Source organism: Erythrobacter sp. (assembly GCF_030066995.1).
Lineage (GTDB): Bacteria > Pseudomonadota > Alphaproteobacteria > Sphingomonadales > Sphingomonadaceae > Erythrobacter.
On sequence record NZ_JASJAP010000006.1, the window covers coordinates 214,632 to 230,587 of the forward strand.

Genomic DNA, 15,956 nt, shown 5'->3' on the forward strand with positions numbered 1-15,956 from the left:
GGACGAGAGAGGACCCGCCATGGATTTCGAACCCACAGAACGCCAGGCCTACTGGGCAGGGCGCGTGCGCGATTTCATCGAGAAGGAAATCCGCCCCAACATGGACGTCTACAAGGCGCAGGACGCCGAGGGCGACCGCTGGAAGGTGATCCAGATCATCGAAGACAAGAAGAAGCTCGCCAAGGAAGCGGGCATCTGGAATCTCTTTATGCCGCCGCGCAACGAGAGTCATCATCACGTCGACGACACATTCGAATTTGAAGGCCCGGGCCTTACCAACCTCGAATACGCGCTGTGCGCTGAGGAGATGGGCCGCATTGGCTGGGCATCGGAAGTCTTCAACTGCTCCGCACCCGACACCGGCAATATGGAAGTGTTCCACCGCTACGGCACGCGCGAGCAGAAGGAAGAGTGGCTGCGCCCTCTGATGAACGGCGAGATCCGCTCCGCCTTCCTCATGACCGAGCCCTACACCGCCTCGTCGGACGCGACCAATATCGAAACCCGCATTGAGCGCGATGGCGACGAATACGTCATCAACGGGCGCAAATGGTGGTCGTCGGGCCTTGGCGATCCGCGCTGCAAAATCGCGATCGTGATGGGCAAGACCGACTTCGAGGCCAAGCGCCACGCGCAACAATCGATGGTGCTGATGCCGATCGACACGCCGGGCGTGAACGTGATCCGTCACCTGCCCGTGTTCGGCTATGACGACGCGCCGCACGGCCACATGGAAGTCGAGATGAAGGATGTCCGTGTCCCCGTTACCAACATGCTGCTGGGCGAGGGCCGCGGTTTCGAGATCGCCCAAGGGCGCCTTGGGCCTGGCCGAATCCATCACTGCATGCGCACGATTGGCGCGGCCGAAGAGGCGCTCGCCAAGATGTGTCGCCGCCTGCAAGAGCGCGAGGCGTTCGGCAAGCCGATCTACAAGCATTCGGTCTGGGAAGAGCGGATTGCCCGCGCGCGGATCGATATCGACATGACGCGTCTTCTTTGCTTGAAAGCCGCCGACATGATGGACAAGGTCGGCAACAAGGCCGCCAAGCAGGAAATCGCGATGATCAAGGTGCAGGCGCCCACTATGGCGCTCAAGATCATTGACGACGCGATCCAGGCCCATGGCGGTGGCGGCGTTTCGGAAGACTATGGCCTCGCCAGCGCCTACGCCCATCAGCGCACGCTGCGCCTCGCCGATGGCCCGGACGAGGTGCACGCCCGCTCGATCGCCCGCATGGAGATCAGCAAGCACGCCCCGCAGGAAGGTCCGACCGCCAACGCTCTTCGCAACGGAGGTGTCGGCGCACCCGCCAACGATGGCGGCGTGAGTTCGGGCGACATGGGCGTCGCCCGATAGGAAAACCTCACCCCTCCCGTCTGCGGGAGGGGGCGGGGGTGGGCATGGGCCGACCGGAAGGGAGGCCCACCCCGCTGCGACCAGGACTTGCGGGGCAAGCCCAAGTCTCGCTGCCCCTCCCGCAAGCGCGAGGGGTGGGAGCCAAGTGCGACAATGGAAATCGATTTCGACAAGGAAATGGTCGGCACCGTCGAAGTGACCGACAAGGACAAGCTTGATCTTGAGGCGCTCACCGTGTGGTTCGAGGCCAACGTCGAGGGCTTTAAGGGCCCGATCAGCTACACCAAGTTCAAGGGCGGTCAGTCGAACCCGACCTACAAGATCGAGACCCCTTCCACGAATTACGTGCTGCGCCGCCAGCCCTTCGGCAAGCTACTGCCCAGCGCGCATGCGGTCGACCGCGAATACGCGGCTATGACAGGTCTCTACCCGACCGGCTTTCCCGTCCCCCGCACCTATGGTCTGTGCGAAGACCCGGACGTCATCGGGTCCAAGTTCTTCGTTATGAGCATGGCCGATGGCCGATCTTTGTGGAACGGATCGCTGCCCGGCCTCGAACCCGAAGAGCGCCGCGCAATCTACCATTCGCTGATCGATACGATGGCGGATTTGCACCTCAACAAGCCCGACGAAATCGGCCTTGGCGATTACGGCAAGCCAACCGACTATTGCGCGCGCCAGATCGCGCGATGGTCAAAGCAATACAAGCTTTCTGAAACCGAGCACATGCCGCACATGGAGCGGCTGATCGAATGGCTGCCCGAAACCGTTCCGCCGCAGCACGAAAGTTCCGTCGTCCATGGCGATTACCGGCTCGACAATGTGATCTTTGCGCATGACGAGCCGCGCATCATCGCCGTGCTCGACTGGGAGCTTTCGACGCTGGGCGATCCCATTGCGGACTTCAGCTATCTGATGCTCAACTGGTATCAGCCCGCCGACGGACGCGCGGGGTTGCTGGGGCTCGACCTCGAAGCGCTGGGCATCCCCACGGTCGAGCAAGCGACCCGCCGCTATGTCGAGCGCACCGGTTATCCGGTCCCGCCGATGGATTGGTATTTCGCTTATAATCTGTTTCGGCTTGCCGGCATTATGCAGGGCATCAAGAAGCGCGTGATCGACGGCACCGCATCCTCGGCGCACGCCAAACAGATGAGCGAGCGTGTCGCGCCGCTGGTGGATCGCGCGCATCAGTTCGCTCTCGCCGCGGGGATGCCTGCCTGAGATCTGGCGATCGACCTCCGCCAGGATGAGCGCACGCTTGCCGCTTCGCTCTCGCGGCGCTAGCAGCGCCCACAGACTTAACGAGCCCCGCCTCCGCCTGAACGCATGGGGCTCCCGCCGGAGCGCTTATGACCGACACTCTCATCTCCCAAATCGAAGCCGCCTGGGAAAACCGCTCGGACCTGGTCCCCAACGGCGATCTGCGCCACGCGGTCAGCGACGCTCTTGCTCTGCTCGATAGCGGAGAAGCGCGGGTCGCCGAACCGGACGCAGACGGCGGGTGGAAGGTCAACCAATGGCTCAAGAAGGCGGTGCTCCTTTCCTTCCGGCTCCAGGACAATCGGGTGATGGACGCCGCTTCGGGTGGGGAGCCGGCGTTTGACAAGGTGCCGCTCAAATTCGCTGGCTGGGGCGATAACCGCTTTCGCGAGGCGGGATTTCGCGCCGTGCCGGGCGCGATCGTGCGCCGAGGCAGCTTTATCGGTAAAGGCGCGGTTCTTATGCCGAGCTTCGTGAACATCGGTGCCTATGTCGGTGAAGGCACGATGATCGACACCTGGGCGACCGTCGGCAGCTGCGCGCAAATCGGTTCGGGCGTCCACATCTCCGGCGGAGCTGGCATTGGCGGGGTGCTTGAGCCGCTTCAGGCGGAACCGGTCATAATCGGCGACAACGCCTTTATCGGCGCCCGCAGCGAAGTGGCCGAGGGCGTGCGCGTGGGCGAAGGCGCTGTGCTCTCGATGGGCGTCTATCTGGGCGCTTCGACCAAGATCATCGACCGCGCAACCGGGGAAATCCACCGGGGCGAAGTGCCACCTTACGCGGTGGTCGTGCCCGGCACCCTGCCGGGCAAGCCGCTTCCCGACGGCTCTCCCGGTCCCTCGCTTTACTGCGCCGTCATCGTCAAGACGGTCGACGCGCAGACCCGCTCGAAGACGGGCATCAACGAGCTTCTGCGCGATTAAGGAACGTTTCGGTTGCCGAATCCGTTGAAACAGTACGGAACACGGCACGGGGGCAGCTGATGACAGACCAAGACAAGGCTATTCACATCGAAGACGACGACGCGCGCGCCGCAAGCACGCCCGGCGTCGTTCGGCGCGTGCTCGCCATTGGTCTGCTAATCGCTATCCTCGCCATGAGCGCGGCCTGGATCATCCCGGCCTTGTGGGGCTGACCGCCTATTCCGCTTCCCGAATGCGCGTTTCAATCGGCGCGGCGCCGCGCTGGGTGGCCGCATGGTCTTCTACCGCGCGCATCACGCGGATAACGTTGCGACTGGCGATCATTTCAAGCTCGGCCTGCGAATAGCCGCGGCGCACGAGCTCTGCGAACAGCGCAGGGTATCCGCTCACGTCCTCGAAGCCCACCGGGCCTGAGGGCATGCCGTCGAAGTCTCCGCCGATGCCCACCGCTTCGACGCCTGCGACCGCGCGAATGTGATCGATGTGGTCCGCCATGTGCGACACCATCGTCTCTGGCTCGGGGTTGGCCGCCACCCATTGCTCCATGCCCACCTCGACCAGATCCGGGCGCCCCTGATTAAGCGCGGCCAGGCGCGCGTTTTCCGCCTGCCAGCGCGAATGCCACTGGCGGCGCTCTTCGTTGAGATAGCCTGGCAGTGCGACCACCATCACAATTCCGCCATTGGCGGCGAGGCGCTCAAGCACGCTATCGGGCACGTTGCGCGCGTGGCCGTTGACCGCTTTCGCCCCCGAATGGCTGAAGATCACCGGCGCGCGGGCAATCTCCAGCGCATCGATCATCGTCTCTTCGCTTACATGGCTGAGATCGACGATCATCCCCATCCGGTTCATCTCGCGCACCACGTCCTTGCCAAAGTCGGACAAGCCACCGTGAACGGGGTCGTCAGTAGCGCTGTCCGCCCAGGGCACGTTGAGCATGTGCGTCAACGTCATGTAGCGCACGCCCAGCGCATACATCTGTCGCAGCACCCCGAGGTCCGAACCGATCGAGTGGCCGCCCTCAAGCGCAAGCACGCTCGCAATACGGCCTTCCGCCATCGCGGCCTCGACCCCCTCGGCTGTCTCGACATAGGCCAGGTCGTCGGGGTAGCGCGCGATCAACCGCTTGGTGACGTCGATCTGTTCGATCGTCATCTTCACCGCCTCCGGCTCTGGCAGCGTCGCGGGCACGTATACCGCCCAGAATTGCGCGCCGACCCGGCCCTTGCGAAGCCGGGTAAGGTCGGAGTGCATCGGTCGACCGCGCGGGTCGGGCACCTTGCCCTCGGTCGTATCGTTGAAATCGAACGCGTTGATCGTGTTGTCCAGTCGGATACGCAGCTGAAGCGGCATGTCGTTATGGCCGTCAAAGACCGGGGCCACGTCCAGCGCAGCCAGTGCGGCCTGCATCGCGGGGTCGGGCGCGGGGCCTTCGATGCCCAGTTGTTCGGCCAGATCAGGTTCGGGCGTATCCTGTGCACAAAGAGGCGCACTCAGTGCGAACGAGGCGAACGCGGCCAGCCAAAGTGAGCGGCTGATGCGGCGAGGCACGGCGTGTTGCATCATATGGCAAGGTCCCGATATGGCGAAGCTTTGAACGGAGCGAAACGTCTTGTCATCGAGCGATACCGCAGCGCTTCTCGTCGAGCAATTGAACTTGTCTGCGCACCCTGAAGGCGGCTGGTTTCGCGAGACCTGGCGCGGGCCGGATCGCGGAGACGGACGCGCGGGCGGGACGGCGATCCTGTTCCTACTCAAGGCTGGCGAGCGTTCGCACTGGCACACAGTCGATGCTGAAGAGATGTGGGTCTGGCAAGGCGGCGATCCCCTCACCCTGCGCGTCGCAATGCGCGACGATGGGCCTGTCGAAGCGACCCTGCTGGGCCCCGACACAGCCAGCGGTGAGGCGCTGCAAGGCTTTGTGCCGACGCTCGCCTGGCAGGCGGCCGAAGCTCTAGCGGAAGGCGAAGGCGCGCACGGCTACAGCCTCGTTACCTGCGTGGTTGTGCCCGGCTTCGACTTCGCCGGTTTCACTCTCGCTGAGCCGGATTGGGAGCCGGGGAGCGGCCACGCCGGGCCAACGCCATGACTGACGCGCAAAGCGCCCAGCGCGCTGTTCTTGAGCTGCTCAACCAGAGGGGGACGGCAAAGACGATCTGCCCAAGCGAAGCGGCTCGCGCGCTGGCTGGGCGGTCGGGCAACTGGCGCGACGCAATGAACGACGTGCACAAGGCCGTGGACGCCCTCCACGCCTCTGGTCACGTTCAGCTATCGTGGAAGGGAAAAGAGCTTGATCAGCGGCGCGGTGCCTATCGAATTGCGCGCCGCTGACCATCGCTCCTTCACGCTCTCGCGCGAGTTTAGGTGAGATGCTTCGAGATCTTGCCCGTCATCTTCATCATGTTGATTTCATCGTTGCCGATGACGGCGCCAAGCTTGGCGTCGGGCACAATCGTGCGCTTGTCGGTGGGCTTTTGCAGGTCGTTGGCCTTGATGTAAGCCCACACCTTCGAGGTCACCTCCGTGCGCGGCATCGGGCCCTTGCCCACAACCGCTTCAAGTTCACTCGAAAGCTGCACCGGTTTTTGCAGTGCGTTTGCCATAGTTTTTCTCCCTTATGGTTATGGCCGTTTAATCGATGTCATCATCATCGAATTCGAAACCCTCGTCCGCTGGCGGCACTCCGGTGAACGGTGCGTACAGGACCGCGCAGGCGGTGACGAACCCCTTGATGGAGGTCATGAGATCCTCGCGGCTCGCTCCCGGCATCAAGGTCAGGGGCAACTCGGTCGCGAAGATCTGGAAAACGTAATGCCGTGTCTCACCCTCTGGTGGGTCGGGCAAAAGCCATTCGGAATTGCCTTGCGCGTTCTTGCCGGCGCGCGGGGGAACCTCACCTTCGAGCAGCTTGCCACGCTGCCCGGCAAGGCCCCAGATCAGCCAATGGGCTCGCGGGTCCGAAGAAGGGTCAGTGGCGTCTTCGACAATCACCACAAGCTCCTGACTGCCCGGCGGCGGCGCGGTCCACTCCAACGGCGGCGCAACCGCGTCCTCCTCCTTCGCCGTGAAGCACGGATCAAGCTCCTCCCCGGCCTCGAAGGCGGGGCTCGTAAGCTTGAATTCACCACGCGCAAAGCTCCGTTCATCGCCCAAAGTGGCGATGGCAAGGCCAGGATGCCGCGCGGGTTCCGGTAGAACGGAGCCAAGCCAGTCGGGAAGTGTGCTCATGGTGTGAATCGTTTCATAAGGTGGCGAATTTAGGAGGAACAGGCTGGAAGGACGAGGCGCGCGCGCCGCTTCTGGTCGTTTTCCTGAGGAAAAAGCGCAAAAATTGCGACCAAAACGGCCCTTCTCGTTAATTCAGGCAGTCACAAACTTGCCCATATTCTAAAACTCGCAGCCCTGCGTTGCATCGTGGACCGCTTTGTTGCAAATCATTTGGGTAGAGTTTTTCCCGGAGTTCATCCTTTCATGGCCTTTCGTCGCGCCGCGCTTTGCTCGGTTCTTGTCCTGTGTCTTGCTTCGTGCAGCGGAGGTTCGAGCAGCCCACCGCCCCCTGCGACTTCGTCGCCAACGCCGACGCCGACGCCGACGGTCAGCGCTATCGACGAACAACTCGCTTTCGCCGAAGACGTGCTCGACGAATGGTACCTGTTCCCGAACCTGCTCGACAACAGCATCGACACCGCCGACTTCAACGACGTGCAGGAGTATTTGAACGCCCGCGTCGCGCCGGCGCGGGCGCAGGACATTGACCGTTTCTTCACTTTCGCGACCTCGATCGAAGAGGAAAACGCGTTGATCAATTCCGGAGCGAGCGCCGGGTTCGGCATTCGCCTTGGCTATGACACGTTCAATAACCGGGTGTTCATTCTGGAGGCTTTCGAGAATGGCAACGCGTTGGGAGCAGGCCTCGATCGCGGCGCGGAGCTGCTCGGGATCACCACCCCCGGGCAGGCCGAACAGCTGGTGTCCGCTCTGATGGCGTCCGGCGGCCCGCAGGCGGTGGTCAACGCCTTGGGCCCCAGCGACGCCGGCGTGACGCGAACTCTGCGTTTCGCGCAGGCGAATGGGGCGGTCATCACGGCAAATGTGACCAAGAGCGTCTTCTCGCTGGACCCGATTTCCGATCGATACGGCGCGCTGACCCTGAACGATGGTGGCAAGCTTGTGGGCTACCTCAACCTGCGAACGTTTATCGTTTCCGACGCCGCCAACCAGCTTCGCCAGGCTTTTGCCACGTTCCAGAGCGCAGGCATCACGGAGTTGATCATTGACCTGCGCTACAATGGCGGCGGCCTGATCAGCGTCGCGGACACGTTCGGCGACCTTCTGGGAGCAGGGCGCGTGGGACAGGTCTGGAGCGAAACGGTGTACCGAGACTCGAAATCCGATCTGAACCAGACCGAACTGTTCGAAAACGAAAGCGCCGCAATCGCTCCGACGAAGATCGCCTTCATCGGACGCAACGCCACCGCTTCGGCCAGCGAACTCGTGATCAATTCGATGATCCCCTACATCGATCCGGCGAATATCGCGCTGATCGGCGAGAACACGTTCGGCAAGCCGGTCGGACAGGACGGCTTCGACCTTGCAGAGTTCGATCTGCGCATCCGCGCCACGACCATTCAGACGAACAACTCGCAAGGTAGCGGGGAGTATTATTCAGGCCTTGCCAGCGTTATCCCCAACACGTGCAGCGCTTTCGACGATATCTCCAATCCGCTGGGGGATGTTGATGAGGCCTCGATCGCGGTCGCGCTCGACTTTCTTGCAGGCCGACCGTGCAACGCGATTGCGACAGCCGAAGCGGGTGTCGAAGCGCAGCAGGCCACAGGCCGTCAGGTGGCGCTGCAGCCGGAACGCCCCAACGCGGTCCAGCACCATATTAGCGGCCTGTTCTAATCGCTCGGTCCGGCGCTTGGGCGCGGCGTCCTCGGCGCGCGGCCGCTTCTAGCCTGGCAAACGAGACTGGCGAGGGTCATCACCCTGAGCGTAAGCGATAGCGGTGGCGATCACCCTGTCCGCTGGCGCGGGCTTGGCCACAAGCTCAGCGCCAAGTTCGCGGATCCTCTCGTCGTGCCGGTCAAGATCACCAGAATGCAGGATAAACGGCGTTTCAAGCCGCTCAAGCTCCTGTGCCACGGCAAAGCACGTCGTGCGCTCGCCAAGCGACACGTCGAGCACGGCGACCGTCAAAGCGTCACGATACGCCGCGATCAGGTCCAGCGCTTCCTGCGTGGTCGACGCCGGCAAGACGTGGCAGCCAAGATCCTCTGCCGCGTATTCCAGATCCATCAGGATCAACGGTTCGTCTTCGAGCAGAAGGATCGTGTGAGCCATCTTCGCCTAGCCGCTCTTCCGCGCGGGAACGGTGATTGTCGCTGCGAGCCCGTCCTTCGACCATTCGCGTTCAATTGTGCCCCGTCCGGTTGCCAGCAGGCGATCGACGATCGCGGTTCCCGTACCCGGATTGATCGCGCTGGCGTCGACATGTGGCCCGCCTTTTTCCCGCCAGGTGATGGCCAAGGCAGAGCCATCCTCGCTCGGACGCCAGTCCACGCTCACGCGCCCCTCATCGCTTGACCACGCGCCGTGCTTCGTCGCGTTGGCTGCGAGCTCGTGGAGGATCAGACCGACAATGGAGATAATGGTGAAAGGCATGCGGACACCGTTTCCGGTCAGCACGAGCCGCTCCGCGTCGCGATCATAGGGCAACAGCACCGCGCGGATCGCTTCCCCGATATCGATGCTGCCCGAAGAGGCGTCATCGAGCGTCGTCTCGTATGCGCGGCCCAGCGCCTGAATGCGCGCGTTGATCTCAGCCGCCTCACCCTGAATGCCCCGCACCCGCCCGGTAACGTTCACGATGCCAGAAATGACCGCGAACATGTTCTTCATCCGGTGCGAAAGCTCGCGCGCCATTTCCTTGGCGTGGCGCTCCTCCGCGCGGGCCGCGCGCACGTCGGAAACGTCCCACTGGCTGCCGAAGAAATACACAAGCTCGCCATCATCGTTGTAGATCGGACCAAGGTGCAGCGCGTTCCAGAAGGTGGTGCCGTTCTTTCGGTAGTTCAGAAGCTCTACGACCACGACGTCTTCGTTGGCGATCGCCTCGCGAATGCGGGCCACGGGTTCGGGATCGGTCTTTGGCCCTTGCAGGAACCGGCAATTTCGCCCGACGGTCTCTTCTTCGGAATATCCCGTCAATCGGCGAAACGCACGATTGGCGAAGACAATCGGCATATCGTCCTGGTTGGGATCGCACAGACAGATCGCCATCCGGGTTTGCGCCATCGCCTGCTCGAACAAGACGCCCGAGGCGCCCGAGAACCGATCGCCCGAGTGCCCGGAGCGAAACCGGTCGGGCGCATCGTCAAAGCGCATATTGGCCTGGCCGGTCCGGCTAATGGGGCGTTCGTCGTCGGTGTTCACACGCCGCGCCTATGAGGTTTTGAGCCCGCATGAGCGAGTGCGCTCACACGGATAAACCCGTCGAGGTCTCGCTCAACACACGTGAAAGGCGGCCCAAAGGCCGCACGCAGCGCCATGGTGATCCCTTCCATTGCAGCGCGGTTCTCGCTCTTTCTCGACGATCAGTATCCCCCGCTCAGCCAGCTTTGGCAAGCGCAAGCCACGCATCACACGAATGCAAAATGCGCACTCTCAAGGTGATTGCGGACCGGCAAAGGGAGCCTCGCTTGTGTAGGCGCAACCCAGAAGCGTTTCTTCGCCGAACGCCACGGTCGCCGTGAAAGGATAAACCCGATCGCTCATCCCATCGCTGCATTCGCCCGGCGTAATGGCGATCTGCACCGCCTTGCCTTCCAACTCCCCGGAAAAGCTTATTCCGTTGTTCCCGGCAAAGCGGCCCGCGATGAATTCGATGCCATCGGGAGTTTCGGGATTCGTGTACCGGACGGCGAAGTCTGAGCCCTCACCCGGCTCGATCGCAAAGGCGAAAAAGGGCTCGGTCCCTGTGACCCTGATCTCCGCGCCTGGCGCAACGCCATCATAGATCGCGCCATCATCGTCGATACCGTCGGTCGGGCCACAAGCGGCAGCGGATGCGAACAGTGACACGATCAAAGCCGGGCGAATCGGGTCGGGCATGGCTCTCGTCCTACGCAAAAGGCGGGCCCCTGAGGAGCCCGCCTTGCGTGTCTTCAACGTTGCTTTCAAACAAGCTTACGAAGGCATCAGAACCGTGTCGATGACATGGATCAGGCCGTTCGAGGCTTCGACGTCCGTCGCCGTCACGGTCGAGGTGTTGCCGGCCGCGTCGGTCAAGACGACCGAACCGTCAACGATGGCCGCGCTCAGCGTGCCGCCGCCAACGGTCTCAACCGTGTAACCGTCTTCACCGGCAGCGGTGATGGCTTCGGTCAGCGTCGCGGCGTTCACCGAACCGGCGACAACGTGGTACTGCAGGATCGCGGTGAGCGTTTCGACGTCTTCGGTGGTCAATTGCTCAACCGTGCCTTCGGGCAGCTTGCCGAAGGCGTCATTGGTCGGAGCGAACACCGTGAAAGGGCCTTCCTCGCTCAGCGTGGTGCCAAGGCCAGCGGCGGTGATGGCAGCCACCAGCGTCGAGAAAGTGTCGTCGCCCTGCGCGACTTCGACAACCGTACCGGCGGCGGTCGCTTCTTCCGCAACGGCGGTTTCGTCGGCGGCGGTTTCCTCGGTCGTTTCGGCGCCGCACGCGGCGAGCGAAAGGGCGATGGCCGAAGCCAGAGTGAACTTGAGCGTCTTCATAGGGGATCCTTGAATTTGCAGAATTGGACTGAACGAGATCGAGCCACGATTTTGACTCCACCACGCACAAGTACGAATGAAGACAGCAAATGGTTGTTCCGGTCGGCGAAGAAAAGTGGCGAGAAGATGGCGCGCCCCTTAGACACGGCGAGCCGAGCGGGAACCTGCGAAGGCTCTTGCCATTGATACGCCATGGTTTTTACCCCCACTCGCTCCGCCGGCCTTGAGCGCCTTTCGGATTTTCTGCCGCGCGCCGGTCGCGCCTACGCGAACAGTCGAAACCACGATAACGGCACACCCAAAGCGGGCGGGGCGCGGTCCAATGTTTCCCAGCTTTCCCCCTGGCTGCACGCGGGGCTGTTGAGCGAGACTGAAGTGATAGGCGCAGTCCTTGGACAACACAGCCCGAGCGCCGCGGAAAAATTCATCGCAGAGGTCTTCTGGCGGGTCTACTTCAAAGGGTATCTTGAACAGCGCCCGAGCGTCTGGCGAAGCTACGTCGAAACCCGCGACGCCGCGCTCGCTCGAATGGAAGGCAACGCGGGCGTTCGCACCGCCTATCAGGAAGCCATTGAAGGCCGCACGGGTATCGAGGCCTTCGACCATTGGGCGCGCGAACTGGTTGAGACAGGCTACCTCCACAACCACGCTCGAATGTGGTTTGCCAGCATCTGGATCTTCACGCTGCGGCTCGAATGGGAATTGGGCGCCGACTTTTTCCTGCGCAACCTTCTCGACGCCGACGCGGCATCCAACACCTTGAGCTGGCGCTGGGTCGCGGGACTGCACACGAAGGGCAAGACCTATCTCGCCCGGCCCGACAACATTGCGCGCTACACCGCTGACCACCCGGACGGACCGCTCGCCGCGCAAGGCCTTGCCGACGATGCGCCCGCACTCGAAGAAGCGGTGGAACACACCCGCATCCGCCTCGACCTGCCTCAGCCGGTCTCGCCCGACGACCTGGCAAAGCCCTATGCGCTGATCCTGCACGACGAGGCGGCGAGCCACGTCCCGCTCGACCTGCCGCATCCGCCCGCGCTTGTCATCGCCGCCGCGCGCCCGCAATCTCGCTCACCCGGCGCGATCGGGGCGAAGGCGTTACGCTTCGCAGACGAGGCCGTTGCATCGGGGGTCGCCGAAGCGGCCCTGGCGTTCGGCGCAACGAGCGCGGTCTGGGAGGAAGATCGAAACCTTGCGACCATCTTGGCGGGTGCGGGGCTTGACCGGGTCGTGTTTCCCTATCTGCCCACAGGCTGGACCCGCGAGGCCCTGATGCCCGAGCTTGCCCCGCTGATCGACAGCCATCGCGCCCACGTCATTCTTGGCGATCTCAGCCGCGCGACCTGGCCTCATGCAAAGGCGGGCTTCTTTGGAGTGAAGAAGCAGATCGAGAAAACCTTGCGCGAACTGGCGATCACCGGGCCGCCATCGGACACCGCCATCCAGAACCCTCCCGAGACACTCGGTGAGGCAAATTAACTCCATCCTTACCAATGCGAGTTAGCCCCTATTCAGCGTAAGACCGGGGCGTTCCCATGAAATTTCCCAACCGGATCCAGGCCGCGCTGCTGCTGGACGCCCGTTTCGAAGGGCTTGACGCGGTGACACGCGATTTCGCCCGGATCGTCGAGATGAAGTCCGGCGCCACCTTCAACGTATCGGAGCATCGCCCCGGCGCCTTTGCGCGGCTTGTGGGCGGCGGCGAAGACCTTATCCTCACCTTCGAATACGTTGAGAGCCCTGCGAGCCCTCAGCTTTTCGCCAACGCTCTCGCTTCGCCCGTCACCACTCTTCGCGTTCCCGACATGAAAGCGCGCATAGAGTTCGCGCGCAGCCACATCGCGCTGGAGGTTGCGCACGGCGCCTTTGCTGCGGTCGGGGAAGAAGCGCGCATGGCCTCGACGTTCGCAACGCTCGACCCCGCGCAATCGGAGGCCGGCGCTGCGGCGTTTGTGAGCCGACTGGAAACGCTCGCGCTCATGGCTCGGGTCGCGACGGATTGCGTGACGCCGAGCGCCATTCACTGGGCCCAGTCCGACCAGCTGTTCGATCCCGAAACCTTCGAAGAGCAGGCTCGTGAAGGTTTCCCCGGTCCGCTCGCCATCCACCCCGTGCTTTACGCTAACGGAGCGGACGAGCCGGACCCCGGCTCCTTCGAAAGCGGCGCCGAGATTGGCCTGCGGACCTTCGGCGCGCGCCATTGGCTTGGCCACGAGGTCACGGTCAGACCGACCGCGCTTCCCTGGGCCGCCGCTTACCAGAGCGTTCTGGCCTTTTGCGCTTTCGCCGCGAGCCGCGATGTGGGCTCGATCGGTGATGGCGACACCTTCAGCCCGGCCCCATCCAGGGCGCAAGACAGCGGGGAAGAGAGCGGGGAGGAGAGCGGCGAGATCTGGACCGTTCGCCGGCACCAGGCCGATCCGAACGACGCTGCCACCGGGCCGGGCGACGCGTTGGGCGGCCCGGTGCCCGTCTACGAGCTGGTCCCGCTTCGCCACGACGCCTGCGCGTTCATCGCGGACGACTACGCGCGCGAGGCCAATGTGCTGTGCCAACGCACCCCCAAGGCCAAGGCCAAGACCGACAGCGCCAGCATCGACGAGGACACCGAGGTCAGCTGCCTTGCCGAGCTTGAAGCCGCGCTGGCCGAGGGCCGCGCCGAAGCCGCCGCCAATCCGCCCGCGCCACTCCCCGAACACCAATCCGAACACCCACCCGAGCACCAATCCGAACACCATCCCGACCACCATCAAGCGCTCCAAACCGCTTCGGACACCGGGCGCAAAGCTCGGCACGAAGCGGCGCCAACGTTGTGCGAGGAGCCCGCCCCCTCGGGCCGCAGCCTGCGCGCCCGCGTGTTTGGCGACAAGGACGTCTGACAAGCAAGGACGCCTGATCAGCGCCAATCCCCGCCGCCGCGAGCCGCGGCCCCGCGCCGCCGCGCGCCCGCCCAGACGCCGCATAGCGGCTCACATCACGGCTCACATCACCTTGTCGGGGCGCGGTTCGTGGCGGTGCTTGTCGCCCTTGCCAAAATGCCGCTCCAGCCGCTCAGCCAGCGTGTTCGCGGCCTTGCGCGCCGCGTCGTCCACCTTGGCCGCGTGCGCGGTCACACCCAGAGGCTTGCCTCCGCGCGGTCGCGCTTCGATCATGCAGGCCTTGTCATCGGCCCCTCCCTTGCCCCCGTTCTCATCCGAGACGTGCACCTCAAGCCGCGTCAGGCGATCCTCGAACCGTGCCAGCTTCTGCCGAACAGCCGCCTCGATCCGTTCCGCCACGTTTTCGGTGCCCATGACGGAGCTGTCGGAATTGAACTGGAACTGCATGCTCATGAAGCGCTCTCCTTTGGTGCTTTGCGCGTTACCGCGTTTTACCTTTGTTATCGGTTCCAATGTGGGCGCTCGCTGAACGCGGCGCAACCCGTATCTGCGCGAAGGCCAGCGGCGGTAGGGTGACAAAGGTGACAGTGTGTCACCCGGCGGATTGCCCAACATTGCGTTGTGAAACATCGACTTACGTCCGAATCGCAAAGGCGACACTTGTCCAACTTCATTCGGTCTCATAGGCGTCCTCACCTGAGCAATCGCCCGCATCCTCGCCCGTATCGTAGCCGACCTCATCGCTTTCGTCGGGCTCCTCATCCTCGGTGTAGAAGCTCTCGAGTTCGGCGCGCGTTTCCTCGTCCCACGTGTCGGGCCCGCGCTCCACGCGATCGAGCAGCGCGCCGAAATCCGCCGAGCCATAGGCGGCGGCCGGGTGATGCGAGGCCACTCGCGGCGGGCCGAAGCGATCCTGCATCATCAACAGCGCGATGGTGAGCCGTTCGTCAAACTTGCGCGAGGTGTGGACGAGTTCGCCGCCGTGAAAATGCGGAACCTCAACGCCGTTGAGCGCGCGCTCCATCGCCGCCTCGGCCAGCGCGTCGAAGCGGCAGGCGAAGGCCGCGGTCCAGGCGAGATCGAACGGCTCGCCTTTCAGCCGCGCGCGCAGGCGATAGGCCGACTGGCGCGACATGCCCGCCGCCTTGGCCGCGCGCGCGACGCAATGCGAGCCCGCCAGTTCGCGCAGAAAGGTGGCCTGCCGCTCGGGCGTCCAGCCATCGTGGCGATGCGCTCTTGCGGGAACGTCGGCGGGAGGGAGAACGAGAGGCGAACGCGCGGGAGGATGAGGCATCCGCCAGGGTAAGGCAGATTTTGGCGGTGTAGGAAAGGGTCAGGCGAGCCGCTGGCGAAACCAGTCGGCAAGCTCGTCTTCAGAGAGTTCGCCCGCGGCGAGGGTCTGCACCATCCGCAACGCATCAAGCGGCTCGAACTCCAGTTCAATCGCGTTGAGCGCCAAGAAAGCGCGTGCCAGCACCCATGCCGTGCGCTTATTCCCATCCGCGAAAGGGTGGTTACGCGCCAGACCAAAGGCATATGCTGCCGCGAGCGCGCACAGATCATCCTCACCATATACCCATTTGTTCTGCGGTCGAGAGAGCGCGCTTTCCAGCCCTCCCTGATCTCGCACACCGCTTGGCCCGCCATGCTCGGCGAGTTGGCGATCGTGGATCGCGATAGCAAGCTTGGCGTCAAGCCAGACGGGTTCGAGGCGGATAGGATTCTTGACCACTTAACTCCCCTCCCTTGAGGGAGGGGTTCGGGGTGGGTGCA

The 15,956-nt window shown here is 63.5% G+C and carries 19 protein-coding genes; 9 read left to right on the plus strand and 10 right to left on the minus strand.

The features are described 5' to 3' along the window. Nucleotides 1–19: 19 nt before the first annotated feature. The 4 genes from QNI87_RS14710 (at nt 20) to QNI87_RS14725 (ending at nt 3,758) form a co-directional block, all read left to right on the plus strand. A complete protein-coding gene (locus QNI87_RS14710; RefSeq protein ID WP_300597887.1) occupies nt 20–1,357 on the plus strand; it encodes an acyl-CoA dehydrogenase family protein in 1,338 nt (445 codons plus the stop codon). A gap of 153 nt (nt 1,358–1,510) precedes the next feature. After that, a complete protein-coding gene (locus QNI87_RS14715; protein ID WP_300597889.1) occupies nt 1,511–2,581 on the plus strand; it encodes a phosphotransferase family protein in 1,071 nt (356 codons plus the stop codon). Nucleotides 2,582–2,709: 128 nt separating this feature from the next. Beyond that, nucleotides 2,710–3,546, plus strand: a complete 837-nt coding sequence (gene dapD / locus QNI87_RS14720; protein ID WP_300597891.1) for a 2,3,4,5-tetrahydropyridine-2,6-dicarboxylate N-succinyltransferase — start codon at nt 2,710–2,712, stop codon at nt 3,544–3,546. Nucleotides 3,547–3,605: 59 nt separating this feature from the next. Next, the gene (locus QNI87_RS14725; protein ID WP_300597893.1) at nt 3,606–3,758 is read left to right on the plus strand and encodes a hypothetical protein; all 153 of its coding nucleotides are present in this window, start codon (nt 3,606–3,608) and stop codon (nt 3,756–3,758) included. A gap of 4 nt (nt 3,759–3,762) precedes the next feature. On the opposite strand, the gene QNI87_RS14730 is transcribed toward QNI87_RS14725, so the two are convergent. Then, nucleotides 3,763–5,112, minus strand: a complete 1,350-nt coding sequence (locus tag QNI87_RS14730) for a dipeptidase (protein WP_300597895.1) — start codon at nt 5,110–5,112, stop codon at nt 3,763–3,765. A gap of 46 nt (nt 5,113–5,158) precedes the next feature. Between QNI87_RS14730 and QNI87_RS14735 the strand changes: the two genes are divergently transcribed. Both QNI87_RS14735 and QNI87_RS14740 read left to right on the plus strand, forming a co-directional pair. Then, nucleotides 5,159–5,635 carry a cupin domain-containing protein gene (locus QNI87_RS14735; protein WP_300597897.1) on the plus strand — a complete coding sequence of 159 codons (477 nt, stop codon included), beginning with the start codon at nt 5,159–5,161 and terminating at the stop codon, nt 5,633–5,635. Further along, a complete protein-coding gene (locus QNI87_RS14740) occupies nt 5,632–5,877 on the plus strand; it encodes a DUF3253 domain-containing protein (protein ID WP_300597899.1) in 246 nt (81 codons plus the stop codon). Before QNI87_RS14735 ends, QNI87_RS14740 begins: the two co-directional genes overlap by 4 nt. Nucleotides 5,878–5,906: 29 nt before the next feature. On the opposite strand, the gene QNI87_RS14745 is transcribed toward QNI87_RS14740, so the two are convergent. Next, nucleotides 5,907–6,149 (minus strand): SWIB/MDM2 domain-containing protein, encoded by a 243-nt coding sequence (locus tag QNI87_RS14745; RefSeq protein ID WP_300597901.1) that lies wholly within the window; start codon nt 6,147–6,149, stop codon nt 5,907–5,909. A 28-nt stretch (nt 6,150–6,177) separates the two neighbouring features. Then, a complete protein-coding gene (locus QNI87_RS14750; RefSeq protein ID WP_300597903.1) occupies nt 6,178–6,774 on the minus strand; it encodes a YbhB/YbcL family Raf kinase inhibitor-like protein in 597 nt (198 codons plus the stop codon). 243 nt (nt 6,775–7,017) lie between these two features. Here QNI87_RS14750 and QNI87_RS14755 point away from each other — a divergent pair, with 243 nt between their 5' ends. Continuing rightward, entirely contained in the window at nt 7,018–8,451 is a 1,434-nt protein-coding gene (locus tag QNI87_RS14755) for a S41 family peptidase (protein ID WP_300597905.1), read from the plus strand. A 48-nt stretch (nt 8,452–8,499) separates the two neighbouring features. Here QNI87_RS14755 and QNI87_RS14760 read toward each other — a convergent pair whose 3' ends face one another. The 4 genes from QNI87_RS14760 to QNI87_RS14775 form a co-directional block, all read right to left on the minus strand. Then, a complete protein-coding gene (locus QNI87_RS14760; RefSeq protein WP_300597907.1) occupies nt 8,500–8,889 on the minus strand; it encodes a response regulator in 390 nt (129 codons plus the stop codon). Nucleotides 8,890–8,895: 6 nt separating this feature from the next. Continuing rightward, nucleotides 8,896–9,981: a PAS domain-containing protein gene (locus QNI87_RS14765; RefSeq protein ID WP_300597909.1), complete on the minus strand. Its 1,086-nt coding sequence runs from the start codon at nt 9,979–9,981 to the stop codon at nt 8,896–8,898. A 231-nt stretch (nt 9,982–10,212) separates the two neighbouring features. Next, complete coding sequence (locus QNI87_RS14770; RefSeq protein ID WP_300597911.1) at nt 10,213–10,659, minus strand: hypothetical protein; 447 nt, start codon at nt 10,657–10,659, stop codon at nt 10,213–10,215. Between the two features lie 75 nt (nt 10,660–10,734). Next, nucleotides 10,735–11,301: a fasciclin domain-containing protein gene (locus QNI87_RS14775; protein ID WP_300597912.1), complete on the minus strand. Its 567-nt coding sequence runs from the start codon at nt 11,299–11,301 to the stop codon at nt 10,735–10,737. Between the two features lie 192 nt (nt 11,302–11,493). On the opposite strand from QNI87_RS14775, the gene QNI87_RS14780 reads away from it, so the two are divergent. Both QNI87_RS14780 and QNI87_RS14785 read left to right on the plus strand, forming a co-directional pair. Continuing rightward, nucleotides 11,494–12,783, plus strand: a complete 1,290-nt coding sequence (locus QNI87_RS14780; RefSeq protein WP_300597914.1) for an FAD-binding domain-containing protein — start codon at nt 11,494–11,496, stop codon at nt 12,781–12,783. 56 nt (nt 12,784–12,839) lie between these two features. Further along, nucleotides 12,840–14,183 (plus strand): hypothetical protein, encoded by a 1,344-nt coding sequence (locus QNI87_RS14785; RefSeq protein WP_300597916.1) that lies wholly within the window; start codon nt 12,840–12,842, stop codon nt 14,181–14,183. Between the two features lie 102 nt (nt 14,184–14,285). Here QNI87_RS14785 and QNI87_RS14790 read toward each other — a convergent pair whose 3' ends face one another. From QNI87_RS14790 to QNI87_RS14800, 3 genes are all read right to left on the minus strand, one after another. Then, nucleotides 14,286–14,636 (minus strand): HPF/RaiA family ribosome-associated protein, encoded by a 351-nt coding sequence (locus QNI87_RS14790; protein WP_300597918.1) that lies wholly within the window; start codon nt 14,634–14,636, stop codon nt 14,286–14,288. A 217-nt stretch (nt 14,637–14,853) separates the two neighbouring features. Then, nucleotides 14,854–15,477: a hypothetical protein gene (locus QNI87_RS14795; RefSeq protein ID WP_300597920.1), complete on the minus strand. Its 624-nt coding sequence runs from the start codon at nt 15,475–15,477 to the stop codon at nt 14,854–14,856. 39 nt (nt 15,478–15,516) lie between these two features. Next, on the minus strand, nt 15,517–15,915 hold the full coding sequence (locus tag QNI87_RS14800; protein WP_300597922.1) for a type II toxin-antitoxin system death-on-curing family toxin: 399 nt from the start codon (nt 15,913–15,915) through the stop codon (nt 15,517–15,519). Nucleotides 15,916–15,956 lie beyond the last annotated feature (41 nt).